Origin of the sequence: Actinosynnema sp. NPDC002837 (assembly GCF_040295345.1) — a bacterium.
Classification (GTDB): Bacteria; Actinomycetota; Actinomycetes; order Mycobacteriales; family Pseudonocardiaceae; genus Actinosynnema.
This window is the reverse complement of sequence record NZ_JBEOVG010000010.1, coordinates 1-25,932: the sequence shown is the minus strand read 5'-3', so window position 1 is coordinate 25,932 and position 25,932 is coordinate 1. Positions and strand designations below refer to the sequence as shown.

General features: G+C 72.0%; 23 protein-coding genes and 1 other RNA gene. 22 read left to right on the top strand and 2 right to left on the bottom strand.

Going from position 1 to position 25,932, the window contains the following annotated elements; translation table 11 throughout:
* Positions 1 to 60 precede the first annotated feature (60 nt).
* From ABTZ99_RS09975 to ABTZ99_RS09950, 6 genes are all read left to right on the top strand, one after another.
* Positions 61 to 534, top strand: a complete 474-nt coding sequence (locus tag ABTZ99_RS09975) for a hypothetical protein (protein ID WP_498774527.1) — start codon at positions 61 to 63, stop codon at positions 532 to 534.
* Positions 535 to 896: 362 nt separating this feature from the next.
* Positions 897 to 1,901: a polyprenyl synthetase family protein gene (locus tag ABTZ99_RS09970; RefSeq protein ID WP_498774529.1), complete on the top strand. Its 1,005-nt coding sequence runs from the start codon at positions 897 to 899 to the stop codon at positions 1,899 to 1,901.
* Positions 1,902 to 1,928: 27 nt separating this feature from the next.
* Entirely contained in the window at positions 1,929 to 2,972 is a 1,044-nt protein-coding gene (gene cobC / locus ABTZ99_RS09965) for an Rv2231c family histidinol phosphate aminotransferase CobC (RefSeq protein ID WP_498774531.1), read from the top strand.
* Positions 2,969 to 3,796, top strand: coding sequence for a Nif3-like dinuclear metal center hexameric protein (locus tag ABTZ99_RS09960; RefSeq protein WP_498774533.1), 828 nt, complete (start codon positions 2,969 to 2,971; stop codon positions 3,794 to 3,796). The genes cobC and ABTZ99_RS09960 overlap by 4 nt, the downstream gene beginning before the upstream one ends.
* Positions 3,793 to 4,530 (top strand): zinc ribbon domain-containing protein, encoded by a 738-nt coding sequence (locus ABTZ99_RS09955; protein ID WP_499610090.1) that lies wholly within the window; start codon positions 3,793 to 3,795, stop codon positions 4,528 to 4,530. The genes ABTZ99_RS09960 and ABTZ99_RS09955 overlap by 4 nt, the downstream gene beginning before the upstream one ends.
* Positions 4,527 to 5,723 carry a bifunctional RNase H/acid phosphatase gene (locus ABTZ99_RS09950; RefSeq protein ID WP_499610088.1) on the top strand — a complete coding sequence of 399 codons (1,197 nt, stop codon included), beginning with the start codon at positions 4,527 to 4,529 and terminating at the stop codon, positions 5,721 to 5,723. The genes ABTZ99_RS09955 and ABTZ99_RS09950 overlap by 4 nt, the downstream gene beginning before the upstream one ends.
* On the opposite strand, the gene ABTZ99_RS09945 is transcribed toward ABTZ99_RS09950, so the two are convergent.
* Complete coding sequence (locus tag ABTZ99_RS09945) at positions 5,720 to 6,280, bottom strand: NAD(P)H-dependent oxidoreductase (RefSeq protein WP_499610085.1); 561 nt, start codon at positions 6,278 to 6,280, stop codon at positions 5,720 to 5,722. The genes ABTZ99_RS09950 and ABTZ99_RS09945 overlap by 4 nt on opposite strands.
* A gap of 218 nt (positions 6,281 to 6,498) precedes the next feature.
* Between ABTZ99_RS09945 and rnpB the strand changes: the two genes are divergently transcribed.
* Together rnpB and ABTZ99_RS09935 are read left to right on the top strand one after the other, a co-directional pair.
* An RNA gene (gene rnpB, locus ABTZ99_RS09940) (RNase P RNA component class A) lies at positions 6,499 to 6,899 on the top strand.
* 200 nt (positions 6,900 to 7,099) lie between these two features.
* Positions 7,100 to 8,704 (top strand): DUF6345 domain-containing protein, encoded by a 1,605-nt coding sequence (locus ABTZ99_RS09935; RefSeq protein ID WP_499610083.1) that lies wholly within the window; start codon positions 7,100 to 7,102, stop codon positions 8,702 to 8,704.
* Between the two features lie 79 nt (positions 8,705 to 8,783).
* On the opposite strand, the gene ABTZ99_RS09930 is transcribed toward ABTZ99_RS09935, so the two are convergent.
* Positions 8,784 to 9,008, bottom strand: a complete 225-nt coding sequence (locus ABTZ99_RS09930) for a ParB family protein (protein WP_498774543.1) — start codon at positions 9,006 to 9,008, stop codon at positions 8,784 to 8,786.
* A gap of 503 nt (positions 9,009 to 9,511) precedes the next feature.
* Between ABTZ99_RS09930 and ABTZ99_RS09925 the strand changes: the two genes are divergently transcribed.
* The 14 genes from ABTZ99_RS09925 to ABTZ99_RS09860 all read left to right on the top strand — a co-directional run bounded on the left by ABTZ99_RS09925 (position 9,512) and on the right by ABTZ99_RS09860 (position 25,892).
* A complete protein-coding gene (locus ABTZ99_RS09925; RefSeq protein ID WP_053721548.1) occupies positions 9,512 to 9,787 on the top strand; it encodes a hypothetical protein in 276 nt (91 codons plus the stop codon).
* Between the two features lie 3 nt (positions 9,788 to 9,790).
* Positions 9,791 to 10,264: a hypothetical protein gene (locus ABTZ99_RS09920; RefSeq protein ID WP_499610080.1), complete on the top strand. Its 474-nt coding sequence runs from the start codon at positions 9,791 to 9,793 to the stop codon at positions 10,262 to 10,264.
* Between the two features lie 25 nt (positions 10,265 to 10,289).
* Positions 10,290 to 13,106: an ATP-binding protein gene (locus ABTZ99_RS09915; RefSeq protein ID WP_498774548.1), complete on the top strand. Its 2,817-nt coding sequence runs from the start codon at positions 10,290 to 10,292 to the stop codon at positions 13,104 to 13,106.
* Positions 13,103 to 14,998: a hypothetical protein gene (locus ABTZ99_RS09910; protein WP_499610077.1), complete on the top strand. Its 1,896-nt coding sequence runs from the start codon at positions 13,103 to 13,105 to the stop codon at positions 14,996 to 14,998. Before ABTZ99_RS09915 ends, ABTZ99_RS09910 begins: the two co-directional genes overlap by 4 nt.
* Positions 14,998 to 15,606 (top strand): hypothetical protein, encoded by a 609-nt coding sequence (locus ABTZ99_RS09905; protein WP_499610074.1) that lies wholly within the window; start codon positions 14,998 to 15,000, stop codon positions 15,604 to 15,606. Before ABTZ99_RS09910 ends, ABTZ99_RS09905 begins: the two co-directional genes overlap by 1 nt.
* A gap of 2 nt (positions 15,607 to 15,608) precedes the next feature.
* Positions 15,609 to 16,610, top strand: coding sequence for a C40 family peptidase (locus tag ABTZ99_RS09900; RefSeq protein ID WP_498774554.1), 1,002 nt, complete (start codon positions 15,609 to 15,611; stop codon positions 16,608 to 16,610).
* Positions 16,611 to 16,622: 12 nt separating this feature from the next.
* The gene (locus tag ABTZ99_RS09895; RefSeq protein WP_498774556.1) at positions 16,623 to 17,153 is read left to right on the top strand and encodes a hypothetical protein; all 531 of its coding nucleotides are present in this window, start codon (positions 16,623 to 16,625) and stop codon (positions 17,151 to 17,153) included.
* A 37-nt stretch (positions 17,154 to 17,190) separates the two neighbouring features.
* Positions 17,191 to 17,379, top strand: a complete 189-nt coding sequence (locus tag ABTZ99_RS09890) for a hypothetical protein (RefSeq protein WP_157621353.1) — start codon at positions 17,191 to 17,193, stop codon at positions 17,377 to 17,379.
* A gap of 21 nt (positions 17,380 to 17,400) precedes the next feature.
* On the top strand, positions 17,401 to 18,810 hold the full coding sequence (locus ABTZ99_RS09885; protein ID WP_498774558.1) for an RNB domain-containing ribonuclease: 1,410 nt from the start codon (positions 17,401 to 17,403) through the stop codon (positions 18,808 to 18,810).
* A 327-nt stretch (positions 18,811 to 19,137) separates the two neighbouring features.
* Entirely contained in the window at positions 19,138 to 20,730 is a 1,593-nt protein-coding gene (locus ABTZ99_RS09880; RefSeq protein ID WP_499610070.1) for an FAD-binding oxidoreductase, read from the top strand.
* Positions 20,731 to 20,751: 21 nt separating this feature from the next.
* On the top strand, positions 20,752 to 21,756 hold the full coding sequence (gene fgd / locus ABTZ99_RS09875) for a glucose-6-phosphate dehydrogenase (coenzyme-F420) (RefSeq protein ID WP_498774562.1): 1,005 nt from the start codon (positions 20,752 to 20,754) through the stop codon (positions 21,754 to 21,756).
* Between the two features lie 150 nt (positions 21,757 to 21,906).
* Positions 21,907 to 23,472, top strand: coding sequence for a 4-hydroxyphenylacetate 3-hydroxylase family protein (locus tag ABTZ99_RS09870; RefSeq protein ID WP_498774564.1), 1,566 nt, complete (start codon positions 21,907 to 21,909; stop codon positions 23,470 to 23,472).
* Between the two features lie 84 nt (positions 23,473 to 23,556).
* Positions 23,557 to 25,557 carry a carbamoyltransferase family protein gene (locus tag ABTZ99_RS09865; RefSeq protein WP_499610065.1) on the top strand — a complete coding sequence of 667 codons (2,001 nt, stop codon included), beginning with the start codon at positions 23,557 to 23,559 and terminating at the stop codon, positions 25,555 to 25,557.
* 2 nt (positions 25,558 to 25,559) lie between these two features.
* Positions 25,560 to 25,892, top strand: coding sequence for a hypothetical protein (locus ABTZ99_RS09860; protein ID WP_498774568.1), 333 nt, complete (start codon positions 25,560 to 25,562; stop codon positions 25,890 to 25,892).
* The last annotated feature ends 40 nt before the right edge of the window (positions 25,893 to 25,932 follow it).

Here is a 25,932-nt window from a genome sequence, read left to right as displayed (position 1 = left end):
ACGGCAGGGGAGTCTGCCAGGTGGAGCGCTCCGCGACCGCTCGCTTTGGGGGTCTTGGGCATGTCCGGGGTCGTGGTCGGTGTCGTCGTGGTGCTCGTGGTCCTGGCGACCGCCGGGGCGGTGGTGGCGGTGCGCCGCCGGTCGTGGCCGGAGACGCCCGCGTTCGCCCGACCACGGCCCGTGACCTCGCCCGGCGGACCGGCGCCCGACCCGAACGCCGGATTCTTCACCCACCGCCGATTCGGGTTCCGGAAAAGGCATTTCTTCGTCGGCACGGGATGTCCTCCGGTGCTGGTCGCCGATTTTTCGTCACTCGACGTGTTGCGTCGGGAACAGCCCGTGCGCATTGCCCGGTACGGCATTCGGGTGTGGTGGTGGTTCGAGGAGGATTTCTACCGGGAAGCGGTCGGCCTGGGTGCCGACGACGTGCGAGCATGGGTGCGTGAGCGGGAACGGAGGCGGCTGGCCCGGCAGGACCGGGCCCGGCTGCTGTCAGCGGTGGAAGAGAGTCTGCGAAAGCGTGATAACGAGTAACGGGTCGACCCGCGATTCCGACGCCAAAGGCGTGGGGAATGTGTCGGGAAGGAAAGTCGATGACTCGCACATGCGTGCTGCGGCGGGTTCGTCCGTCCTATTCGGAACGGGCGTCGCACTCGAGGACCGCGTCGTCCGGCCGGTGGCCGCGGCCGACGCCGCGAGAGGCAGGCTCCCGGTGGTGAGCGAGCCGGTGCGGTGCCCCGGCGGCCGGCCCGAGGTGCCCTCGCTCGTCCACCTGGTGCTCAGCCTCGCCGTGCTCTGCTTCGCGGTCGCCATCTCGGTGCTCTGAGCGCGGCGTTCGGCGGCGGTCGGGCGGCGGTCTCAGCGGGCTCTCAGGCGCCGCGAGCGACGATCACCGTGTGTCCACAGTGCAGTCGAACGAAGCGCAGTCGACCATGCCGACCATGCCGGCGCTCGCCCGGGCGCTGCCGAGGGTCGAGGACGAGATCCGGGCCTTGGCGACGTCGTCGTCCCTGCCGATCGTCAACACCTTCTCCGGCCGCATCACCGCGGCCGGCGGCAAGCGGTTGCGCTCGGTGCTGGTCCTGGCCGGGTCGCTGGCCGTGTCCGGTCGCATCACCGACAAGGCGGTCACCGCCGCCGCCTGCGTCGAGCTGCTGCACGCCGGCTCGCTGGTGCACGACGACCTGATGGACAACGCCGAGGAACGGCGCGGCGTGCGCACGGTCAACGCGGACTGGGGCACGGGCCCCGCCGTGCTGGTCGGCGACTTCATGCTGGCCCGCGCCAGCCAGGCCGCGCTCGACCGGATCTCGCCGTTCGCCGCGAGCAGGCTCGCCCAGGCCGTGACGGACCTGGTCGAGGGCCAGGTGCTGGAGGTCGTCGACCTCTACGACGCGCACCGCAGCCCGGAGAACGCCCTGCGGTCCATCGAGCTGAAGACGGGCGCGTTGTTCGAGGTCGGCTGCGTGCTGGCCGCGCACTGCGCCGACGCCGACGAGGCGACCACCGACGCGATGGCCCGCTTCGGCGCGCTGTTCGGGCTGATGTTCCAGGTCCTCGACGACCTGCTGGACCTGGCGTCCACCTCGCAGCGGCTCGGCAAGCCGGTCGGCAACGACCTCCGCCAGGGCGTCTACACGTTCCCGCTGCTGCGCGCGTTGACCGAGGACCAGCGCGCCCTGCTCGCGCGCCGCGGCCGTGAGCTGACCGACGCGGAGCTGACCGGGCTGCTGGCGCAGCTGCGGCAGACGAGCCTGGTGGCCGACACCCTCGCGCACTGCACGTCGCTGGCCGGGCAGGCGGTGCGCGCGCTGCCGGACCTGCCCGAGTCCGAGGCCCTCGGCATCCTGCGCGAGCTGCCGGGCGCCTACCTGGACTGGGCCGCCTCCCAGATCGGGTGACGGCGCTGATCGCCTAGACTCGCGGCGATGACCAGCCAGGATTCCGGCCGGGCGCTGCTGCGCCACCACGGGGACGTCGACGCCGCACCCGGGCTCGCGGACTTCGCGGTGAACGTGCGGACGCCCGCGCCGCCCGCGTGGCTGCGCGACCGGCTGGTCGCCGCGCTCGACGGCCTCGGCGCCTACCCGGCCGCCGCCGCCGACGAACGCGCCCGCGCCGCCGTCGCCGCGCGGCACGGGCGCACGCCGGACGAGGTGCTGATCCTCAACGGCGCCGCCGAGGGCTTCGCGCTGCTGCCGAACCTGCACCCCGGCCTGGCCGCCGTGGTCCACCCGTCGTTCACCGAGCCCGAGGTGGCGTTGCGCGACGCGGGCGTGCCCGTGCAGCGGGTGCAGCTGTGGCCCGAGGACGGCTACGGGCTGCGCGCCGACCTCGTGCCCGACGAGGCCGACCTGGTGGTGCTGGGCAACCCGACCAACCCGACGTCCGTGCTGCACCCGGCGGAGGTCGTGGCGTCGCTGAGCAGGCCCGGCCGGGTGCTGGTGGTGGACGAGGCGTTCGCCGACGCCGTGCCCGGCGAGCCCGAGTCGCTGGCCGGTCGCGCCGACGTGCCCGGGCTGCTGGTGCTGCGCAGCCTGACGAAGACCTGGGGCCTGGCGGGCCTGCGCGCGGGCTACCTGCTCGGCGCGCCGGACCTGCTGGCCCGGCTCGCGCTGCCCCGACCGCAGTGGCCGGTGGGCAGCCTGGTGCTGGAGGCCGTCACGGCGTGCTGCGAGCCGTCGGCCGTGGCGGAGGCCGAGGCGCTGGCGCGGGAGGCCCGGGAGCACACCGCGCACGCCGTCGCGCTGCTCGGCGACCTGGTGGTCGTGCCGCCGGACGCGCCGTTCGTGCTGCTGCGCGTGCCGCACGGGCCGCGGGTGCGGGAGGGGTTGCGGGACAAGGGGATCGCGGTGCGGCGCGGCGACACGTTCCCCGGCCTGACCGCCGACCACCTCCGGGTGGCGGTCCGCGCGCCCGAGGAGTTCGCCCTGCTGGCGGACGCGCTGCGAGTCGTGCTGGAGGAGCTGTGACCACGCTCGGGGACGTGCTGGACGTCCTGGAGGCCGCCTACCCGCCCGCGACCGCCGAGTCGTGGGACGCCGTCGGCCTCGTCTGCGGCGACCGCGCCGAACCCGTGTCGAGGGCGCTGTTCTGCGTCGACCCGGTCGAGTCCACTGTGGACGAGGCGCTGGCCGCGGGCGCGCAGCTGATCGTGGCGCACCACCCGCTGATGCTGCGCGGCGTCACCGGCGTGCCGGCCGACGACCCGAAGGGCGGGCTGGTCCACCGGCTCATCCGCGCCGGCGTCGCCCTCTACACCGCGCACACGAACGCCGACGTGGCCAACCCCGGCGTCTCCGACGCCCTCGCCGAGGCCCTCGGGCTGCGCGTCACCGGCCCGCTGGAGCCGGCAGACGCCGACCCCGCCACCGGCATCGGCCGGATCGGCGAGCTCGACCGGCCCGAACCGCTGCGCGACTTCGCCCGGCGCGTCGCCGAAGCCCTGCCCGCGACGGCGTGGGGCGTGCGCGCGGCCGGCGACCCGGACCGGCCGATCCGGCGGGTCGCGGTGTGCGGCGGCGCGGGCGACAGCTACCTGGCCGCGGCGGCGCGCGCGGGCGTGGACGCCTACGTCACCGCGGACCTGCGCCACCACCCGGCGGGCGAGCACCTGGCCGCGGGCGGGCCCGCGCTGGTCGACGTGGCGCACTGGGCCAGTGAGCAGCCGTGGTGCGGACAGGCGGCGCACATCGTGCGCGCCGCGTTCGGCGGTACGGTCGAGGTCCTCGTCTCGACCCGCCGGACCGACCCGTGGACCGTGGGCGTGACGAGCCGAACAGGAGGATCTCAGTGAAAGCCGATCCCGCCGTGCAGCGCAGGCTGCTCGACCTCGCGCAGGTCGACGCCGAACTGTCGCGCGTCACCCATCGGCGCCGCACGCTGCCCGAGATCGCGGAGATCGCCGAGGCGGAGAAGCAGTTCCGCGCCAAGCAGGACGCGCTGACCACGATCGAGACGACCCTGGGCGACCTCAACCGCGAGGTCAAGCGGCAGGAGACCGAGATCGACCAGGTCCGGGCCCGCGAGGAGCGCGACCGCAAGCTGCTCCAAGGCGGCTCCGTCGGCGCCAAGCAGCTCACCGACCTGGAGCACGAGCTGGCCACCCTCGGCCGCCGTCGCGGCGCGCTGGAGGACGACCTGCTGGAGCTGATGGAACGCCGCGAGGCCGTCGAGGCCGACATCCAGCACGCCCGCGTCTCGCTGGACAAGGCGCAGGAGGCCCTGTCCGACGCGGCACGTCGTCGCGACAGCGCGCTGGCCGACCTGGAGTCGACCGAGGCCAAGCGCACCGCCGACCGCGGGCTGATGACCGGCCAGTTCCCCGAGCCGCTGCTGGCGCTCTACGACCGGGTGCGCGCGCACAAGGGCATCGGCGCGGCGCTGCTGCAGTCGCGGCGCTGCGGCGCGTGCCGCATCGAACTGGACCGCAACGCGTTCGCCAAGGTCAAGGAGTCGGCGGCGGACGAGGTCATCCAGTGCGACGAGTGCGGCGCGATCATGGTGCGCACCGGGGAATCGGGTCTGTGAGGGTCGTCGTCGAGGCCGACGGCGGCTCGCGCGGCAACCCCGGGCCCGCCGGGTACGGGGCCGTCGTGCTCGACGAGTCGGGCGCGGTGCTGGCCGAGCGGTCGGCGGGCCTCGGCGTCGTCACCAACAACGTGGCCGAGTACCAGGGGCTCATCGCGGGCCTGCGGGCGGCGGCCGAGCTCGGCGCGTCCGAGGTGGCCGTGCGGATGGACTCCAAGCTCGTGGTCGAGCAGATGTCCGGCCGCTGGAAGGTCAAGCACCCGTCGATGCAGCCGCTGGTCGCGCAGGCCCGCGAGGTGGCGCGGGCGTTCGACCGGGTGAGCTACGAGTGGATCCCGCGCGAGCGCAACCAGCGCGCCGACCGGCTGGCGAACCGGGCGATGGACGAGCAGTCGGGAGTGGCCCGGAAGGCGCGGCCGGAGGAACCCGAGCCCCAGCAGCCCGAGCCCCAGCAGCCCGAGCCCCAGCAGCCCGAGCCCCAGCAGCCCGAGCCCCAGCAGCCCGAGCCCCAGCAGCCCGAGCCGCGGCGGCCGGACGCGGCGGCGACCCAGTCACCGGTGTCGTGGACCGGCGCGGTCGGCGAGCCGACCCGGCTGTACCTGCTGCGGCACGGGCAGACCGAGCTGTCGGTGGCCCGCCGCTACTCCGGGCGCGGCAACCCGCCGCTGACCGAGGTCGGGCGTGGGCAGGCCGAGGCCGCCGCGCGCCGGCTGGCCAAGGTCGAGGGCCTGACCGCGATCGTGTCGTCGCCGTTGGGGCGGGCGCGGGAGACGGCGCTGGCCGTGGCGACGGCCACCGGCGCCGAGCTGTCGTGGGACGACGACCTGATCGAGACCGACTTCGGCGCGTGGGAGGGGCTGACCTTCACCGAGGCCGCCGAACGCGACCCCGACGTGCACCGGCGCTGGCTCGGCGACCCGTCCGTGCCCGCGCCCGGCGGCGAGAGCTTCGACCAGGTGCACCACCGGGTCCGGCGGGCGCGCAACGCCGTCGTGTCCCGCTTCGGCGGCGCGAACGTCGTCGTGGTCAGCCACGTCACGCCGATCAAGTCGCTGCTGCGGATGGCGCTGGACGTCGGCCCGTCGCTGCTGTTCCGGCTGCACCTGGACCTCGCGTCGCTGTCGGTGGTCGAGTTCTACCCCGACGGCCACGCCTCCGTGCGGCTGGTCAACGACACGTCGCACCTCGGCTAGCCGGCGGGGCGCAGCCGGGCGCGTCCGTCGCGCCGGGACCGGGCGTCCTCGACGGCCGAGGTGAACCGGTCCACCGCGTCGCGAATCGCTTCGGCGGCTTTCGGCGCGATGGTCCCGTCGGCGATGTCCGGGTCGAGCACGAATTCGCCGCGCAGCACCGAATCGGCGCCTTTGCCGGCGAGCAGCGGGTTCAGCGCGTAGTCCATCGCGACCAGGAATCCCTGGCTGCCGCCGGTCGCCAGGGGCAGGATCACCCGCCCCCGCAACGCTTTCTTCGGCAACAGGTCGACCAGCGCTTTCACGAGTCCGCTGTAAGCCGCTCGGTAGACCGGGCTGGCCACCACGATGCCGTCCGCGTGCAGCACCGCGGCGACCGCGTCACCGATCTCCGGGTCCCTCAGGTCCTCGGTGAGCAGCGGCAACGTCGGCAGTTGGCGCACGTGCAGGGTGCGCACCGCGTACCCGGCCGCGCGCAGGAGCCCTTCGACGTGCGTGACGACGACGCCGGTCCGGGATGTCGGCGACGGACCGCCGGAAATCATCAGAATGGAGGACATGGATCGCTGACACCTTTCGGAAAAAGGCTCGGAGTGCGAGGTAAAAGGTCAGCGACAACAGATCGCGGCGGCGGTGCGGCCGAAGTCGACGTGCCGGCGGCGGGTGAGTGCCCCGATTCCTGCCATGGTTGCGAGTAGAGCAGCACGCCCACAACCCGACAAGGTTTCCCGCCCTGGTTCCACAGCCTGGGAAGCCGCCGGTATCCTGGTGGCGCGGATGAGTCGGCAGGGCGGCCGCGTCGACGGGTCCCCGGATCCGTCGCCGAGGAAAGTCCGGACTCCACAGGGCAGGGTGGTTGTCAACGGCAACCAGGGGCGACCCTCGGGACAGTGCCACAGAGAACAGACCGCCCCGGCGCGAGTCGGGGTAAGGGTGAAACGGTGGTGTAAGAGACCACCAGCGCTCCCGGTGACGGGAGCGGCTAGGTAAACCCCACCCGGAGCAAGGCCAAGAGGGTGCCCCAGGGCACCTGCGCAGGCGTTCGAGGGCTGCCCGCCCGATGCCTGCGGGTAGGCCGCACGAGCCTGTCGGCAACGGCAGGCCGAGATGGATGGCCGCCGAACGGGACCGCCGCGAGGCGCCCGGGAACAGAATCCGGCTTACATGCCGGCTCATCCGCCCCTTTCCGCCCGTTCGGGCGCACCGATTGGTCCTCACCGGACCGCAAATCCTATGCGCCCGCCTATACATCCCTTGCGTGCCACGGGCGTTACACAAATGACGCCGTTCGAGTGGTTGTCGGTATCAACGCCGGCCGGCGCGCTTCCTCCCCGCAGACCACGGGCCCTGCCCCGCGGTACCACGAGGAGGGAAAGCACATGTCCACCAACGCGAGGCGAGCCGGCACCTGGCTCGCGCTCACCGGGCTGATGGGCGCGGCGGCGATCACGGGGAGCACCGCCACCGCGGCCGCCGCCGAACTGCCGGTGTACGCCGTCCGGTCCACCGGGCTCACCCAGGACCAGGCCGCCGCCCTGCAGCGCGCGTTCGGCCTCAAGGACGTCCAGCTCGCCGGGGACGGCTCGGTGGCGTTCGCCGACGAGTCGACCTACCTGCGCGTGCCCGGTCTCGACCTGGGCGCGGGCAAGCCGGACGAGGAAGGCGGCGAGACCACCCGGACGGCGCTCGACGTCGAGTCCCTGAGACGCCTGCGCGCCATCCCCGTCGAGGACGCCACCAAGCGCGCCCTCGAATCCCTGCGCGGGGCGGGGCTGCTGCCCGCCAACGGCACCCCGACCGCCGGCCAGACGACGTTCGAGGTCGTCGACGCCAACCAGAAGGCCGTCGTCACCGCGCCGCTGGACACCGCGGTGTCGTTCGCCTTCACCCTCGACGGCGTGCCGCTGGAGGGTCCGGGCGCGAAGCTGCGGATCGCGTTCGACGGCCAGGGGGCCGTCGCGGGCCTCACCCACGCCACCCGCGAGGTGGTGAAGGTCGGCAGCGTGCCGGTGCTGACCCTGGACGAGGGGCGCGAGCGGTGCGCCAAGGTGTTCGGCCAGAGCGTGCGGCCGACCGGCGTGTCCTACGTGTACGAGGCGCCGCCGCTGGCCGAGAAGGTCGAGAAGCTGGAGCCCGGGTTGCGGTGCGACGGCGTGAACTCCGACGGCGCGGCCGTGCAGTCGGTGATCGTCGGCGCGGCCGTGGACGCGCGGCTGCCGGAGCCCGGCCCGGTGGACCCGCCGCGCGAGGAGGGCGCGTTCACCCCGCAGTGGACGTGGCGGGTCGACGTCGGCAGCGAGGGCACCGGCCCGTGCTCCGGCCTGCCGTGGACGGCGAACAACCTCACCGCGTTCAACAACCGGTTCACCGCCGCCGGCGTGCCGGTGCAGTTCAGCTGGGTCAACCACAACGCGTGGGAGCGGGACTTCAAGGACCCGGTGTTCCCCGGCGGCCAGGACCACCTCTACGCCGACGACGTCGACCTGACCTACTGGCAGGGCCACGGCTCGCCCAACGGCTTCTCCTTCGCCGGGTGCAGCAGCAACACCGACACGTTCCTGTCCAAGGACGAGGCGCGCTGGGGCAACAAGGACGTCGAGTGGATGAGCCTGTTCACCTGCTCGATCCTGCAGAGCTCGGCCGGCGGGCAGAGCTGGGCGGCGCGCTGGGGCCAGGCGTTCCGGGGGCTGCACCAGATCAACAGCTTCGACACCGTCTCCTACCACAGCGCCGTGCACGGCGGGAAGTTCGCGAACTACCTGGTGCGGACGCCGTTCCTGTGGTGGAACCGGCCGATGAAGGTCCGCGACGCGTGGGCGCAGGCGTCGATCGACACCCAGCCCGCGTCGGTGCGGTGGGCGACCATGGGCGCGATCGGCGGCGGCGCGGTGGCCAACTTCAACGACTACTTCTGGAACAGGGGGCCGGTCGGCCCGGACACCCTGCCGACGTCCGGCTACTGGCGCATCTCCGGCATGAGCTGACGGATGGGCGGACGGGGTCCCTTCCTCACCTGGGGGTGGGAAGGGGCCCCGTCCCGCGTCGGCGTTCCCGTCGGCCGGGTCAGGCGCGGCGGGCCGGGCGGCCGGGCGGCATGCGGAACACCGGGCGGAACGCCGCGCCGCCGTTGTAGCGGCGCTCCAGCTCGGCCACGTACGCCTCGACGGCCGGGTTCACGATGTCGGCCAGGCTGCGCACGCCGGCCTCGGCCTCGTACGCCGCCAGGTAGGTCGCCGCCGCCCGCGCCCGCTCCAGCACGTCCTGGTCGAAGTTGACCGTCCGCTGCACCCGCCGCCCGGTTTGCCGGTCCCCACCGGTAACCTGATCATCGTCCGAGACGGCCACGGAGACGGTGATTTCGTTCACTCCGCCGGCTGGTTCGGGCGCGGCCTCGGGCGGCTGGGTCATCGGCGAGCCTCCTCGGCGTCGTCACTCCGGCCTGCGGACCGTTCGGGTGCCCGCCGCTGCGCCGGACGGGGGATTCGTCGTGGCCGGCGGGAAGTGGGCTGATGGTCTTGCACACTGTGCGTGACCAGGGGCTTCGCAGGCGGGTGAACTATCTCAGCAATCGGGAGAATCCCGGGACGTCGGTTCTCCACCGGCTCCCCCCGATCCATGATGTCCGTGGTCAGATTAGACGTAATCGACTACCAGGGGAACGGTTATTGATCTACGCACCGCTGATCGCCAGATACACCTGGTGACGAAGACGTGTTCTACTCGATAGCGCACCAACCGGACGGGCACCCCTCGGCCCGCCCGGCGAAGTCCTGCGTACTCAGGAGTACGAGATGACCGCCATGACCCTGGTAACACTCGCCCAGCAGCCGCCCGCTTTGGGCACAGGCGGGGTGCGCCAGTGGATCCTCGACAACCTGGTCCCCCTCCTCTTGCTGACCGTCGCGGTCCTGCTGCTCTGGCTCGGCGGCGGCAAGGGTGACAACGCCGGGGTCATGCGCCGCCTTGGCGGCGTCATCATCGCGTTGGCGATCATCGGCCTGGCCGTCACCACGAACGCGGGCGCCAACATCGGCCAGTGGATCGCCGGCCTGTTCACCGGCGGGTGACCCTTGCGGGTACGCACTGACGACGAGGTCTACCGGGTCGACGCCGTCTGGCTCGGCCCGCCCAAAGCAACCTTCCCGTGGCGTGCGCGGTACGTCGCGTGGGGTGTCGGCATCGTGGTCTTCCTGCTGGTGACGGCTGTCCAGCGGCAGGTCGGCTTCGGTTTCGACGTCATCAACACCGGCTGGGGCTTCGTGATCACGGTCGCCCTGACCAGGTTCATCTGCGCGCGGATCAGCCACGAGCGCCCGCTGTCGTCAGTGGTGGCGATGTGGGTGCGCGAGCTGACCGCGCCGCGGGAGACCACGGCGGGCCGGGGCGGCGCGGCCAGCGCCGCGCGGATCCGGGTCAACGCGCACCGCCCGCGCAAACGTCCCAAGAAGGGTGCGAAACGCGCGAGCGCCGTCACCCGATCCCAGCACCGCACGCAGCAAGACCGCCGTCAGAAGGAGGTGCGCGGTGTTCGGACGCCGGCGTGACCGTGACCGACGATCCGCTGCGCACGTGGCCCAGCACGCGGCTGCGGCGCGCGACGACCGCAAGGTCTACAGCAAGCGCGGTCGCCGCCTGCCGGGCGAGCAGGCCGTGCCGAGCTACACCCCGTCCATCGCGGCCCGCAGCATCGACGGCCACCTGCTGCGCACCGGCCAGGAGGTCTACGCCTGGTACCGGCTCGCGCCGCAGCGCTGGTCGTTCCGGTCGGACTCGCAGCGCCAGGACCTGATCGCGGCGATCGCGGGCCAGTACGCCGAGCTGCAGGGCCGCTGGATGCACCTGCGCGTGACGAACCGGCCGTACCCGATCCGGATGTGGGCCGAGGCGCACGTGCACAACGCCGTGCGGCGGCTGCCGGACACGCCCGGCACGCTGAGCTTCGACGACTACATGGTCGGCGAGCAGCAGCAGCTGATGGGCCGGTCGATGGCCGAGAAGGAGGTCTACCTCGGCGTCCAGGTGCAGACCCGCAATATGATGGACCGCGCGGTCGAGCGCGCCGCGCCCGTGCTGCGCAAGGTCTTCCCGGACGCGGTGGACGCCGAGCTGGTCGCGATCGAGTCCGAGATCGACCACCTCGACCAGGTGATCGGCTCCGCCGGCCTGGAGGGCAGGCCGGCCACGGCCGAGGAGATGGCCTGGCTGATGCACCGGTCGTGCTCGCTGGGCCTGCCCGCGCCGCGCAACCTGCCCGCCGTGCCCGGCGCGCCGTGGGAGCCGGAGGACCTGGCGTCGTTCACCGACGCGGCGGACTTCCACCAGGAGCCGTACTCGCCGACGGTCACCGTGCGCGGTCGCACGGGGTCGAACGCGGGCATCAAGCGGCACGTCGCCGTGCTCACCGTCGGCCTGATGCACGGTCTGCAGATCCCCGAGCAGGACGACCCGTGGGTGCAGCGCTCGGACCGGCTGCCCGCGGCCGTCGAGTGGTCGGCGCGGATCTACGTGCGGCGGCCCGAAGAGGTCTCCGGCGAGTTGCAGCGGCAGATGAGCAAGGTGCGCTCGCAGGTGCGCCACTACACCGACGAGCACGAGCTGGACCCGCCGCAGTCGCTGGCCCGCCAGGCGTCCCGGGTGCTGGAGATCGACGACGAGATGACGTCGGGCTTCACCGCGCTGGGCACGCGGGTGCGCAGCTGGTGGCGGCTCGCGGTGTCCGGGCCGACCGAGCGCGAGGCGCTGCGGCTGGCGCAGGGCCTGCTCGACCTCTACAAGCCGAAGGTGGCCATCGAGCACCCCGAGGCTCAGTACGCGATCGCGCGGGAGTTCATCCCGGGCGAGCCGCTGTCCTCGTCGGCCTACCTGCGCCGCGGCTCGGTGCTGTGGGCGGCCTCCGCCGTCCCCACCGCCACGGCCGAGGTGGGCGACCGCCGCGGCATCCTCCTGGGCGAGACGGTGACCGCGACCCGCCGCCCGGTGGCGTGGGACCCGTGGATGGCGCAGGAGCTGCGGGACTCGTCCGGCCTGACCGCGATGGTCGCCGGGCTGGGCGCGGGCAAGTCGTTCCTCGGCGGCGGCATCGTCTACAAGACGTTGCGCGCCGGGGCGCACTGGACGCTGCTGGACCCGTCCGGGCCGCTGGCGGCGCTGTGCGAGCTGCCCGAGCTCAAGCCGTACGCCCGGCCGATCAACCTGCTCAACGCGCAGGCGGGCATCCTCAACCCGTACCGGGTGGTGGCCGAGCCGCAGCTCGACCACTTCCTGGACGAGGAGGACCCGGAACGGGCGTGGCGGCGTGAACGCGCGCTGGCCGCGGCCACCCGCCGTCGGCTGGTGCTGGACGTGCTGTCCGGCCTGCTGCCGTACGAGGTGTCGCGGCTGCCGCAGACCCGGATCGTGCTGCTGCGCGCGGTCCGCACGGTCGGCGGCCGGCCCGACGCGCACCCCGGCATGGTGTTCGAGGCGCTGCGGCGTGACGCGAGCGAGCACCACGAGCACGCGGTCGTGGTCGCCGACTTCCTCGACGAGATGCGGGAGCGCATGTCGCTGCTCATCCCCGAGCAGGACCTGGACCCGTACAACGAGGCGCGTGACGACCGGCTGACCGTGCTGACCATGGCGGGGTTGAACCTGCCGAAGGACGGCGTCGGCCGCGAGCACTGGACGGACGCGGAAGCGCTCGGCGTGGAGATGCTGAACCTCGCCGCGTGGCTGACCCAGCGCTCGATCTACGAGCGGCCGAAGGACCTGCGCAAGGGCGTCTGGATCGACGAGGCGTTCTTCCTGTCGGAGGTGCCGACGGGTCGCGTGCTGATGAACCGGTTCGCGCGCGACTCCCGCAAGTGGAACGTCCGCGTGCTGCTGTCGTCGCAGATCCCGGCGGACTTCCTGAAGATCCAGGGCTTCGTGACGCTGCTCGACTCGGTGTTCGTCGGCCGGTTGGACGACGACCAGGCCCAGTCCGACGCGTTGCGGCTGCTCAAGGTGCCGATCGGGGCGGGCTACGAGCAGGTGGTGGCGTCACTGGGCCGTCGTCCCGGCGGCGTGCGCACCAACCTCGAACGCGACCGCGCGCCGCGGCAGTTCATCTTCGGCGACGGCGCGGGCGGCGTGGAGCGGATCCGCATCGACTTCTCCGGGCCGCACCTGGAGCACCTGCGCAACTCCCTCGACACCACCCCGGACGCCATGCGCGAGGGCTCGGAGTCGACCGAGGTGGAGGTCTCCTCCCCGCCGCAGGACCCGTTCGCGTATGCGGAGCAGTACACCGACGAGTACGACGACGAGCTGGCCGCCGACCTGGAAGTCGGCCTGACCGACGAGCTGGTCGACTCGGCGCACGGCGAGGGAGGAAACCGCCGACCGGGCCGGGAAGGCGTCGCATGAGCACTCTTCTGCTGGTGGCGCTGGTCGCCGTCGCGCTCTACGCGCGACGGCGTTTCAGACACGCTCAAGAGCACGCCGAGGCGCACGGCCGACCGGCGCGCGCCCGGTGGCGTGCGATGGCCGTGGTGGTCGCGATCGTCGGCCTCCAGGTGGTCATCGGCGCCACGCCCGCCAGCGCCGCGCCCTGCGGCGAGGCGCCCAACCCCGAGCGGCCCGGCTCGGGCATGGTCGGCGCGATCGACCCGCCGATCGGCAACGGCCTGCCGGAGACGCCGTACCTGAACCACGGGTACGCCGGCATGGTCTGGCACACCTACCAGGAGAAGTGCCTGGTGCCCAACGCCAGCCCGGTGCTGGACACCTGGATGGGCAACGAGCTGTTCAACATCGGCAAGAACATCGTCGGCGCGACGAACGCCCTGCACTACACGGTCGTCGGCCAGGGCCTGCTGCAACCGCTGGACGAGGCGGTGAAGACGGGCGTCCAGAAGGTCTACGACAACGTCTACCTGCGCTGGTTCGGCCTGGTCGCGCTGATCCTGGCGGTGTTGATGTTCCGCCAGATCTGGCAGGGCGACCTGGCCTCGATCAGCAAGCGCGGGCTGTGGGCGCTGGCCGCGATGTGGCTGGCGACCTCGACCCTGGCGCTGCCGCAGTTCTACAACCTGCTCGACAGCACCCTGGTCACCAAGACCTCGGAGATCCAAGCCGGCTTCATCGACGTGGACGCGAACCAGGACACCCTGGACAAGCTCCCGTCGGACCTGCACCAGACCGTGGTCTACCAGAGCTGGCTGCGCGGCGAGTTCGGCACGCCCGACGCGCCGCAGGCCAGGGACTTCGGCTCCCGGCTGCTGGCCGCGCAGTCCTGGACCGTGCAGGAGCTCGCCGACCACAAGGACGGCGACCAGGCCGCGCTCGACGCCAAGAAGGCCGAGTACAAGAACATCTACGCGCAGCTCGGCCCGACCAAGGGCTACTTCAGCGGCGAGGACGGCGGCCGCACGGGCGCCGGGTTCCTGTCGTTGCTGCAGGCCGTCGCGTTCTCGCTGTTCCAGCTCTTCGCGAAGGCCGCCGTGCTGCTGGCCCAGCTGCTGCTGCGGGTGCTCACGCTGGCGGGCCCGCTCATCGGCCTCGTCGCGCTGATCCACCACGACCTGCTGCGCAAGGTCGCCCGCGCGGCCGCCGTGACCGTGTTCAACGTGCTGGTGCTGGCGGTGCTGGCGGGCACGCACGCGCTGCTGCTCCAGGCGATCTTCAACGCCACCGGGCTGACGCTGCTGACCAAGGCGCTGCTGGGCCTGATGCTGACCCTGGTCTGCTTCATGGTCGGCAAACCGCTGCGCCGGATGTGGCAGATGGTGGAGATGTCGGTCGGCTCGGCCAGCAACGCGCTGCCGATGCGCGGCGGCGTGCTGTCGCGGCTGCGCAAGAAGAAGGAAGGCCCCTCCCCGCAGGAGGAGTTCTGGGACACCGTGCGCGACGCGGACCCGGACGGGCCCGAGGTGCCGCAGCGCGACCGGCGGCGGGTGCGGCCCGAGGCGGCCAACCCCGTGGCCGCCACGGCGCAGCGGTTGGACCGGGCCGGGAACAGCGTCGGCGAGCTCGGCAGCGGCGGGAACGGCGCGCCGGCGTTGCCCGGTGGCGGGTACGCCGGTCCGGCGGCGCTGCCGTCCGGGCGCTCCAGGGTGGTCGACGCGGCGCCCATCGCCGACCGGAACTACGACCGCGTGGACGACGCCGTGCTGGTGCCCTCGCGCGTCAACGGCCGGGTCCTCGACGCGCCGACCGCCGTGCCTGGGCCGCGCCGCGCCGAGACGGAAGTGGTGGCGGGACGGCAGGTCCACGTGATCTACCGGCCGTCACGCGGGCTCGAGGTCAGGGACAGCTGATGCCGATCCGAACCAATCGCGGCCGGGCGGCCGTGTACCGACGCCTGTGGGGCTGGCCCCTGCGCTCGCCGCGCCACCTCGTGGCCTCGATCGTCGGCGTGACGGTCCTGGTCACGACGATCAGCGTGGTCATCCCGAACGCGATCAAGCCGCGCCAGGGCGGCGGCACGGCGGGCACCACGTCCACCGTCGTGACCGGTGGCAGCGGCGGCAACCAGGTCGGCGTGCTGCCGACCGCCACCTCCACCGCGCTGCCGACCAAGGCGCCGAGCCCCACCGCCGCGCCCACCTCGGCCCCGGTGAACCCCAACGCGCAACTGGTCGCCGACATGTGGGTCGACGCGTTCAGCGCGTACCAGCCGGGCAAGACGACCAAGGAGCAGTGGCTGGCCGGGCTCAAGCCGCACACCTCGAACGAGAAGTTCCCCGCGCTGGAGTCGGTCGACCCGGTGAACGTGCCCGCGGTGATCGACGAACCGGTCAAGGCCATCAAGTCGTTCACCGAATCGGCGGAGTTCGAGGCCAAGTTGGAGGACGGCAAGCTGATCGTCACGGTGGCGAAGCTCCCCGAGGGCTGGGTCGTGACCGAGTGGACCAAGGTGGGGTGACCATGCTCAAGATCGGGCTCGTGGTCGTCGCGGTGGTGGCCGTGGTCGCCGTGACCGTGACCAACGGCGTGTCCACCGTGCTCAGCGAGAACACCCCCTCGGAGGAAGCCGCCGGCATCCGCATGGCGAGCTGCAACGCCTCGATCGGCCCGTGGGGCGGCGGCGGCGAGGAGAAGGGCCGCCGGGAGGCGGAACGGCTCACCGACGAGCAGCGCACCACCGTCGCCAACATCATCTCCATCGGCCGCGACCGCAAGCTGCCGCCGCTGGCCTGGCAGATCGCGATCCAGGCGGGCATGACCGAGTCGGGGCTGCGCAGCCTGGACTACGGCGACCGCGACTCGCTCGGCATCTTCCAGATGCGCCCGTCGATGGGCTGGGGCACGCCCCAGCAGGTCACCGACCCCCACTACGCGATCAACAAGTTCTACGACGTGCTGCTCAAGCTGCCGGACTGGGAGGAGCAGCGGCCCGGCGACTCGGCCCAGGACGTGGAGCGGTCGGCGTTCCCCGACCGGTACCACAACTGGGAGGCCATGGCCGCCTTCCTGATCAGCAAGGAAGGCGACGTCAGCGACCCGGCCGGGTGCGGTGAGAACGTCGGCGACTTCCTGCTCGCGTCGAACGCGGCCGGCACCGCCATCGAGTTCACGAAGCAGCAGCTCGGCGAGCCGTACCTGTGGGGCGGCAACGGCCCGGACGCCTGGGACTGCTCCGGCATCCTGGTCAAGGCGTTCGCGGCGGCGGGCGTGAAGATCCCGCGGGTGGCGAACGACCAGTACATGGCAGGCGGTGCCTACCTGCCCGTGCGGGAGGCCAAGGCGGGCGACCTGATCTTCTGGGCGACCAACCCCGCGAACCCGGTCACCGTCCACCACGTGGCGATGTACCTGGGCAACGACGAGTACATCCACGCGCCGCAGACCGGTGACGTGGTCAAGATCAGCAAGGTGAACTGGGACTACCACGAGTTGATGCCACTGGCCGTCCGGCCGGGCGTGTAGGGAGGCACGACGGTGTTCAACCACGAACCCATCCAGCGCCACGCCGGGCCGCCCGCGTCGAGCACGCCGACGCGGGACTACCTCAACACCCGGCCGCCGGGCACCGACCAGTCCTACGCGGTGCTGCCCCGGTCGCTGGTCGAGGCCATGCCGCTGCCGTGGCAGCAGCAGATGGCGCACCTGCTCGCCGACTTCCACCGCACGTACGGGCACCTGAACTGGCCGGTCTACCGGGTGGTGCCGTCCCGGGTGGAACGGCTGGTCGACCTGGACGAGGACCAGCTGGCCGAGGTCGGCGCGATCGTGGAGATCGACTCGGACGGCGAGCTGGTCTACCGGGACCGCAGCGGCGCGCTGATCGCCGACCCGGAGCACAAGACGGTGCTCGTGTCGGTGCTCGACCCCATCCCGGGCGAGTTCGCCAACGCCAACCAGAACACGCCGCCGCGCGGCTTCCCCCAGCCGCCGCCGGTCGTGCCGCAGCCGACGTTCCCGCAATCGGGCCCGGTGCCCGTGCAGGCGCCCCGACCGCCCCAGTGGTGAACATGACATGCGCTCCGGCGCGTGGAAGCCTGGTGGCATGGCTTCTGACCCGAACGCTTGGTACTACTGCCTGACCCACCAGACGGTCGAGCACGGTGTTGGCTGCCGGGGCGGTGACCGCATGGGCCCCTACCCCGACGAGGCCACGGCGCAGCGCGCGCTGGAGCTGGCGCGGGAGCGGACGAAAGCCGAGGACAAGGCCGATAAGGACTGGGGCAAGCGCTGAGGCCGGCTTAGGGTGCACCCCATGGTGGTGATCCGCACCGGCCGAGCGGACCTGGACTTCGGCGGCATCCGGACCGAGTTCGGCCTGCCCGAGGAGTTCCCGGCCGACGCGCTGGCCGAGGCGCAGGCCGCGGTGTCGCGCGACGTCGGCCCGGCCGGCCGCGAGGACGCGACCGACCTGCCGTTCGTGACCATCGACCCGCCCGGCGCGAAGGACCTGGACCAGGCGCTGCTGGTGCAGCGGGTCGGGTCCGGCTTCCGGGTGCACTACGCGATCGCCGACCTGGGCGCGTTCGTGGTGCCCGGCGGCGCGCTGGACGCCGAGGTGCGCAAGCGCGGCCAGACGCTGTACCTGCCCGACGGCAACGTGCCGCTGCACCCGCCCGTGCTGTCGGAGGGCGCGGCGAGCCTGCTGCCCGGCCAGACGCGGCCGTCGGTGCTGTGGACCTTCGAGTGCGGCCCGGACGGCGAGCCGGTCGAGGTGCGGGTGCGCCGGGCGGTGGTGCGCTCGACCGCGCAGTTCGACTACGAGGGCGTGCAGGCGCAGTTCGACGCGGGCACGCCGCACCCGTCGATCGAGGCGCTGCCCGACTTCGGCCGGTTGCGGCGGGAACGCGCGGCCGAGCGCGGGGCGGTGGAGCTGCAACTGCCCGAGCAGGAGATCGTGCCCAACGGTGACGGCGACTGGAAGCTCGCGGTCCGGCCGCGCGCCGACGTCGACTCCTGGAACGCGGAGATCTCGCTGCTCACCGGCATGTCGGCGGCGCGGATCATGATCGAGGCGAAGGTGGGTGTGCTCCGCACGCTGCCCGACGCGGACGACGGCGCGGTGGACGCGCTGCGGCGGTCCGCGCACGCGCTGGGCGTGCCGTGGCCGGACGGTGTGACCCCGTCGCGGCTGCTCGCGGGCCTGGACCCGAGCCGGCCCGAGGCGTTGGCGCTGTTCGTGGACGCGACCCGGCTGCTGCGCGGCGCGGGCTACACGGCGTTCAACGGCGAGGTGCCCGCCGTCTCCACGCACGCCGGCCTGGCCGCGCCGTACGCGCACGTGACCGCGCCGCTGCGCCGGCTGGTGGACCGCTTCGCCACCGAGGTGTGCCTGGCCGTCACGGCGGGTGAGGCCGTGCCCGAGTGGCTCACCAAGGCGCTGCCCCTGCTGCCCGGCCTGATGGGCGGCTCGGACGCGCTGGCGAGCAAGGTCGACCGGGCGTGCCTGGACCAGGTCGAGGCGTGGGTGCTGGCCGACCGGGTGGGCCAGGACTTCGAGGCGGTGGTGCTGAGGGCGGACGGGGGAGGCGCGGACGTCTTCGTCGCCCAACCGCCCGTGATGGGCCGCTGCACGGGCGAGGACCTGCCGGAAGGCGAGCGGATCGCGGTGCGCCTGGTGGAGGCCGACCCCGAGCGCCGGAAGGTCGTCTTCGAACGCCGCTGAACCCGCCCGCCGAACCGCCCGCCCGCCGCGGCCGGACCGGCCGTAGTCACGCGCGCCACCGGCGGGCCCGGTCCGATCACCTGTGGTGTGATGACCCGATGACGGGGTCCTCGCGTGCCCGTTCAGCGCGCTCAGCAGCGCCGATGAGCCCGGCGGTGCGCGGCCGCGTTGCCCGAACGTGCCAAGTCGACCGAAGGCATGGGGGGAGTTGACCGAAGCCGATTCTTTTGCCGTCCCGCTGTGGTCACATACGGCAGTCGGAACAAATGGGGTCGGGGGACCTGGCGGTGGCCGCCATCGCCGGGGCGACCAGGGATGGGGATTGCCATGATCGAGGACGTGGCACAAGGGGCGGTCGCCGTGGCGCCGCCCGCCGACGACATCGCGATCGGTGTCGTGGACCGTCAGTACGAGGACCTCGTCCGCGGGGTGAACCAGCGGTGGGTGGCCGCGCCCGAGCGGGTGGTGGTCGTGACCTCCGCGGAGGACGTCCGGCGGACCGTGCGCGACGCGGTCCGGGACGGCAAGCGGATCACCGTGCGGTCCGGGGGGCACTGCTTCGAGGACTTCGTCTACAACTCCGAGACGCAGGTCGTGATCGACCTGACCGAGCTGGACGAGGTCTACTACGACCGCAGGCACCGGGCCGTCGCCGTCGAGGCCGGGGCCACGATCCTGCGCATGTACGAGACGATGTACAAGAAGTGGGGCGTCACGGTCCCGGCCGGGTTCTGCCCGACCGTCGGCATCGGCGGGTACGTCAGCGGCGGCGGCTGGGGCACGCTGGGCCGCCAGTTCGGCCTCGTCGTGGACCACCTCTACGGCGTCGAGGTCGTCGTGGTGGACGCCTCCGGCAAGGTGCGCATCGTGGTCGCCACCCGCGAGGAGCACGACCCGAACCGCGACCTGTGGTGGGCGCACACCGGCGGTGGCGGCGGCAGCTTCGGCGTCGTCACGCGCTACCTGTTCCGCACGCCGGGCGCGGAGGGCGACGACCCGCGCGCACTGCTGCCTCAGCCGCCGCGCGAGGTCATCCTCGCCGCCGTGGGCTGGTCGTGGGCGAGCATCGACCGGGCCGAGTTCGGCCGGCTGGCGCGCAACTACGCCCAGTGGCACCTGGAGAACTTCGCCCCGGACAACCCGAACCGCGACATCGCCGCGTTCATGGGCCTCAACCACCGCTCCGCCGGGCAGATCGGCCTGATCGCGCAGATCGACGCCGACCGGCCGGACGCCGAGGCGCGGCTGACCGAGTTCTTCCGGTACATGAACGAGGGCATCAACGTCGAGCCGGAGGCCCTCACCGCCTCCGTGGGCGACCTCGGCGCGCTGCCGCAGTTCTTCTTCCAGCGCAGGCTGCCCTGGCTGCAGGCCACCCGGTTCTTCGGCATGACCAACGTCCAGGTGACCGACCCGACGTTCCGGGCCGAGTACAAGTCGACGTTCATGGTCGGCAACTTCCCGGACAGCCAGCTCGACGCCCTGCACGCGCACCTGACCCGGGACGACATCAACAACCCGAACGTCACGGTGCAGCTCACCCCGTACGGCGGTGAGATCTCCGCGGTCGGCCCCGCCGACACCGCCGCGGTCCACCGCGGCGCGGCGTTCAAGATGCTCTACTCCGCGTACTGGACCGACCCGGCCGAGGACGACCGGTACGTCGGCTGGGCGCGGGACATCTACGGCGAGGTGTACGCCGCCACGGGTGGTGCGCCGGTGCCGAACGACGTCACCGACGGCTGCTACGTCAACTACGCCGACATCGACCTGAACGCCCCGGAGTTCAACCGGTCCGGCGTGCCGTGGCACGACCTGTACCACAAGGAGAACTACCCGAGGCTTCAGCAGATCAAGGAGAACTACGACCCGCTCGACGTCTTCCGCCACGGCCAGTCGGTCCGGCTGCCGGGGGCGTAGGGGCGAGCGGCAAGGAGCGTCATGGCATTGCAGATCGGCTACAAGGCGTCCGCCGAGCAGTTCGCACCGCGGGAGCTCATCGAGCTCGCGGTGCGCGCGGAGGAGGTGGGCCTGGACAGCGTGATGGTGTCCGACCACTTCCTGCCGTGGCGGCACAAGGGCGGGCACGCGCCGTTCGCCCTCGCGTGGCTGGCGGCGGTGGGTGAGCGCACGTCCCGGGTGCGGATGGGCACGAGCGTGCTCACCCCGACCTTCCGGTACAACCCGGCGGTGATCGCGCAGGCGTTCGCCACCCTGGGCCTGCTCTACCCGGACCGGGTGATCCTCGGCGTCGGCACGGGCGAGGCCCTCAACGAGATCGCCGTGTCCGGGCGGGAGTGGCCGGAGTTCAAGGAGCGGCTGGGCCGGTTGCGCGAGTCCATCGCGCTGATCCGCGAGCTGTGGACCGAGGACCAGGTGAACTACAAGGGCGAGTACTACACCCTCGTCGACGCGAGCATCTACGACCGGCCCGAGCGACCCGTCCCGATCTACGTGGCGGCGGGCGGTCCGCAGATGGCGAAGTTCACCGGCCGGGTGGCGGACGGCTTCATCTGCACGTCGGGCAAGGGGATGGAGCTGTACTCGGAGAAGCTCCTGCCCTCGCTGGCCGACGGGGCGGAGGCGGCCGGCCGTGATCCGGCGCAGATCGACCGGATGATCGAGATCAAGCTGTCCTACGACCGCGACCCGGCGGCGGCGCTGGAGAACGTCCGCTTCTGGGCGCCGTTGTCCCTCACCGCCGAGCAGAAGCACACCGTGCACAGCGCCGAGGAGATGGAACGGCTCGCCGACGAGCTGCCCATCGAACAGGTGGCGCAGCGGTGGATCGTCGCCTCGAACCCGGACGAGGCGCTGGCCGGCATCAAGCCCTATGTGGACGCGGGCCTCAACCACCTGGTGTTCCACGGCCCGGGCCACGACCAGGAGCGCTTCCTCACGCAGTTCGCCGAGGACGTCGTGCCGCGGTTGCGCGAGCTCGGCTGACGCCCTTCCCGCCGGGCACTTCGGTGCCCGGCGGGAAAGGCAGTTTGGAAGTAGCCCCACGCCTCCGACCAGCGACAGGATGATTCCAACCGAGAGGGCACCCGCGTCGTGCCCGCCGGCTCGGAGCCCCACCTCTGCTGGAGGCCAGCGATGACGATGACCGAAGGGGCAGCCGAGACCGTCGCGGCGCCCAACGACATCAGGCCGATGACCGGTCAGGAATACCTGGACTCGTTGCGCGACGGCCGGGAGGTCTACGCGTACGGGGAACGGGTCACCGACGTCACCACCCACCCCGCGTTCCGCAACAGCGCCCGCTCGATCGCCCAGCTCTACGACGCCATGCACGCGCCGGGAGCCGAAGGCGTCCTGAGCGTCCCGACGGACACGGGCAACGGCGGCTTCACCCACCCGTTCTTCAAGACCCCGTACTCCGTGGACGACCTGGTCCGGTCGCGCGACGCCATCGCCGGCTGGCAGCGGCTGGTCTACGGCTGGATGGGTCGGACCCCCGACTACCAGGCGGCCTACTTCGGCACGTTGGTGGCCAACGCCGACTACTACGGCCCGTTCAAGGACAACGCCCTGCGGTGGTACCGCGACGCCCAGGAACGGGTGCTGTACTTCAACCACGCCCTCGTGCACCCGCCGATCGACCGGAGCAAGCCGGCCGACGAGGTCGCCGACGTGTGCGTGCACGTGGAGAAGGAGACCGACTCCGGGCTGGTCGTGTCCGGCGCGAAGGTCGTGGCGACCGGCTCGGCGCTGACCAACGCCAACTTCGTCGCCCACTACGGGCTTCCGGTCAAGGACAAGAGGTTCGGCCTCGTGTTCACCGTCCCGATGGACGCGCCGGGGCTCAAGCTGATCAGCCGCACGTCCTACGAGATGGCCGCCGGGGCGCTGGGCAGCCCGTTCGACTACCCGCTGTCGAGCCGGTTGGACGAGAACGACGCGATCATGGTGATGGACAAGGTCCTGGTGCCGTGGGAGAACGTCTTCGTCTACGACGCGGAAGCCGCCAACGGCTTCATGAACGTCTCCGGCTTCGCCGAGCGGTTCACCTTCCACGGCTGCACGCGTCTCGCCGTCAAGCTCGACTTCATCGCCGGCTGCGCGATGAAGGCCGTCGAGCTGACCGGCACCTCCGGCTTCCGCGGCGTGCAGGCGCAGATCGGCGAGATCCTGAGCTGGCGCGACCTGTTCTGGGGCATGTCCGACGCGATGGCGAAGTCGCCGGACACCTGGCTCAACGGCATGGTGCAGCCCAACGTCAACTACGGCTTCGCGTACCGGATCTTCATGGGCATGGGCTACCCCAGGGTCAAGGAGATCCTGCAGCAGACCCTCGGCAGCGGCCTCATCTACCTCAACTCCCACGCGAGCGACTGGCGCAACCCCGACGTGCGGCCGTACCTGGACCGGTACCTGCGCGGCTCGGACGGCGTCGAGGCGGTCGACCGGGTGAAGCTGATGAAGCTGCTGTGGGACGCCGTCGGCACCGAGTTCGGCGGGCGGCACGAGCTCTACGAGCGCAACTACTCCGGCGACAACGAGTCGATCCGGGTCCAGACGCTGATGATGTACCAGGCGACCGGCCGCGCCGACCCGCTGAGGGCGTTCGCGGATCGCTGCATGGCCGAGTACGACCTGGACGGCTGGACCCGGCCGGACCTGTTCGACGGCAGCGACCTGCGCCTGACGGGTGGCCTCTGAGGTCGATCGGACGGGCGGTTCTTTTCACCGCCCGCGACGGTCTCTACTGCGACGGTGCGAGTTCCGGATTGGATCGGTGACGCGATGCTGGCATTGGGATTGAGCGGTCATTTCGGCGGAGAGGACTCCGACCTCGTACCCGGACTGCCCGAGTCGTACTCGCACGACGCCGCGGCGTGCCTCGTCGCGGACGGCAAGCTCGTGGCCGCGGTGGAGGAAGAACGCTTCAACCGCATCAAGAAGACCACCAAGTTCCCCGTGAACGCGGTGCGGGCCTGCCTGGAGATCGCGGGCGTCGGGCTCGACGAGGTCGACGTCGTGGGCTACTACTTCGACGAGACGTTCAGCGACAACGCGCTCAACACCTGGTACGCGGCCATCCCGCAGATCCCGGTGCGGTCCGCGCGCCGGCTGATCCAGGACAAGCTCGCCGAGGGCCTCGGGGTGGAGGTGCCCGACGAGCGCGTCCTGTTCACCGGGCACCACTACGCGCACGCGTGGTCGTCCTTCCTGCGGTCCGGGATGGACGAAGCGCTCGTGGCGGTGCTCGACGGCCGCGGCGAGGAGGAGTCGGGCACGATCTTCCGCGCCGACGCCGACGGCATGCACCCGTTGACCACGCACCCCGTGCACGCCTCGCTGGGCCTGTTCTACCAAGAGGCGATCAGCATGGTGCGGTACGGCTTCGGCGACGAGTACAAGGTGATGGGCCTCGCGCCCTACGGGGACGCCAAAAAGTACCGCGAGGTCTTCGACAGCCTCTACACGCTGCACGACGGCGGGCACTACGAGCTGACGCCGGGCACCCCGTGGCTCAACACGGTGGCGTCGCGGTTCCTCGCGGAGGGCTTCGCGCCGCGGCGGGCCGGCGAGCCGGTCACCCAGCAGCACAAGGACTTCGCGGCCGGCGTGCAGCAGATGCTGGAGGACGTCGTCCTCCACGTGCTGCGGCACTGGGCGGAGGTGACCGGGCTGCGCACGTTCTGCTTCGGCGGCGGTGTCGCGCACAACAGCAGCCTCAACGGCCTGCTCCTGCGCTCCGGCCTGTTCGACGAGGTCTTCGTGCACCCGGCGTCGCACGACGGCGGCGCGTCGGAGGGCGCGGCGCTCGCCGTGGCCCTGCAGGCCGGCTGGAACCGCCCCAAGCTGTCCCGCATGCGCACCGCGAGCCTCGGCCCGGACCTCGGTGACCGCGACGTGATCGGCAAGCGCCTGCACGCCTGGCGAGACCAGGTGGAGGTCGAGCACCACGAGGACATCGTGGAGGTCGCGGCGAACCTGATGGCCGAGGGCAACGTGCTGGGCTGGGCGCACGGCCGGTCCGAGTTCGGGCCCCGCGCGCTGGGCAACCGCAGCATCCTCGCCGACGCCCGCCCGGCGGACAACCGCACCCGGATCAACGCGATGGTGAAGAAGCGGGAGGGCTTCCGCCCCTTCGCGCCCGCCGTCACCGCGGAGGCCGCCGACACCTACTTCGACCTCACCGACACCAAGGCGGACCACGACTTCATGTCGTTCGTGGTCTACGTCCACGAGGACCGCCGCGAGGAGCTGGGCGCGGTGACCCACGTCGACGGGAGCGCGCGGGTGCAGGTGGTCGACCCGGAGCACAGCCCGCGGTTCCACCGGCTGATCCAGCGGTTCGGCGAGATCACCGGAACGCCGGTGCTGCTCAACACCTCGTTCAACAACAACGCCGAGCCGATCGTGCAGTCGGTGGACGACGTGGTGACCAGCTACCTGACCACCGACCTGGACTACCTGGTGGTGGAGGACTTCCTGGTGCGCCGCCGCCCCGAGGCCGTGGTGGACGACCTGGTCGTGCGGTTCCGGCCGGTCACCCGGCTGCGCAAGTCGTGGAACCACGTGGTCGGCCCGGACGCCGAGCACGAGATCTACCTCGACTACACCAACGGTCCGCGTTCGACGGTGTCGGCGGAGGTCTTCGCCCTGCTGGGGGCGGTGGACGGTCGCAAGACGCTGGCGGAGCTCGTCGGGGGCGAGGTGCCCGACGAGGTGCGGAAGGTGTTCTACGACCTCTGGCACAGCAGGCTGTTCGAGCTGCTGCCGCGGGAGGACGGCTGACGATGACCGCGTCCGACCTGGATCCCGACCTCCCGCCACCGGTCCACCTGGGCGTGCAGCGGCTGCTCGACACCGTGCGCCAGCAGGCGGAGCTGCCGTGGATCGACGCCGCGGGCCAGTGGGACGACCCGCTGTTCGACGCCTGGGTCAACTGCCTGGAAGCCGCGACGACGGTGGGCCGGGCGTTCTCCGCGCGCAACGCCAGGGACGGCGCGGACGAGCCGGACGCGAAGCTGGTGGACGAGCTGCGCGGCGCGCTGTCGGCGGCCCGGGCGGCGACCGCGTCGATCAGCTTCTCCCTGGTGGACACCACGGACCGGCAGCGCCGGGGCTGAGGCCCTCGCGACACCGCCCGCGTCACCGGCACGACCGGTG

Excerpts from the sequence above, each read along its gene's own strand:
- ABTZ99_RS09975 (WP_498774527.1), top strand. The coding sequence starts at position 61 with ATGTCCGGGGTCGTGGTCGGTGTCGTCGTGGTGCTCGTGGTCCTGGCG.
- cobC (WP_498774531.1), top strand. The coding sequence starts at position 1,929 with ATGACCAGCCAGGATTCCGGCCGGGCGCTGCTGCGCCACCACGGGGAC.
- ABTZ99_RS09945 (WP_499610085.1), bottom strand. The coding sequence starts at position 6,280 with ATGTCCTCCATTCTGATGATTTCCGGCGGTCCGTCGCCGACATCCCGG.
- ABTZ99_RS09935 (WP_499610083.1), top strand. The coding sequence starts at position 7,100 with ATGTCCACCAACGCGAGGCGAGCCGGCACCTGGCTCGCGCTCACCGGG.
- ABTZ99_RS09925 (WP_053721548.1), top strand. The coding sequence starts at position 9,512 with ATGACCGCCATGACCCTGGTAACACTCGCCCAGCAGCCGCCCGCTTTG.
- ABTZ99_RS09910 (WP_499610077.1), top strand. The coding sequence starts at position 13,103 with ATGAGCACTCTTCTGCTGGTGGCGCTGGTCGCCGTCGCGCTCTACGCG.
- ABTZ99_RS09905 (WP_499610074.1), top strand. The coding sequence starts at position 14,998 with ATGCCGATCCGAACCAATCGCGGCCGGGCGGCCGTGTACCGACGCCTG.
- ABTZ99_RS09900 (WP_498774554.1), top strand. The coding sequence starts at position 15,609 with ATGCTCAAGATCGGGCTCGTGGTCGTCGCGGTGGTGGCCGTGGTCGCC.
- ABTZ99_RS09890 (WP_157621353.1), top strand. The coding sequence starts at position 17,191 with ATGGCTTCTGACCCGAACGCTTGGTACTACTGCCTGACCCACCAGACG.
- ABTZ99_RS09885 (WP_498774558.1), top strand. The coding sequence starts at position 17,401 with ATGGTGGTGATCCGCACCGGCCGAGCGGACCTGGACTTCGGCGGCATC.
- ABTZ99_RS09880 (WP_499610070.1), top strand. The coding sequence starts at position 19,138 with ATGATCGAGGACGTGGCACAAGGGGCGGTCGCCGTGGCGCCGCCCGCC.
- fgd (WP_498774562.1), top strand. The coding sequence starts at position 20,752 with ATGGCATTGCAGATCGGCTACAAGGCGTCCGCCGAGCAGTTCGCACCG.
- ABTZ99_RS09870 (WP_498774564.1), top strand. The coding sequence starts at position 21,907 with ATGACGATGACCGAAGGGGCAGCCGAGACCGTCGCGGCGCCCAACGAC.
- ABTZ99_RS09865 (WP_499610065.1), top strand. The coding sequence starts at position 23,557 with ATGCTGGCATTGGGATTGAGCGGTCATTTCGGCGGAGAGGACTCCGAC.
- ABTZ99_RS09860 (WP_498774568.1), top strand. The coding sequence starts at position 25,560 with ATGACCGCGTCCGACCTGGATCCCGACCTCCCGCCACCGGTCCACCTG.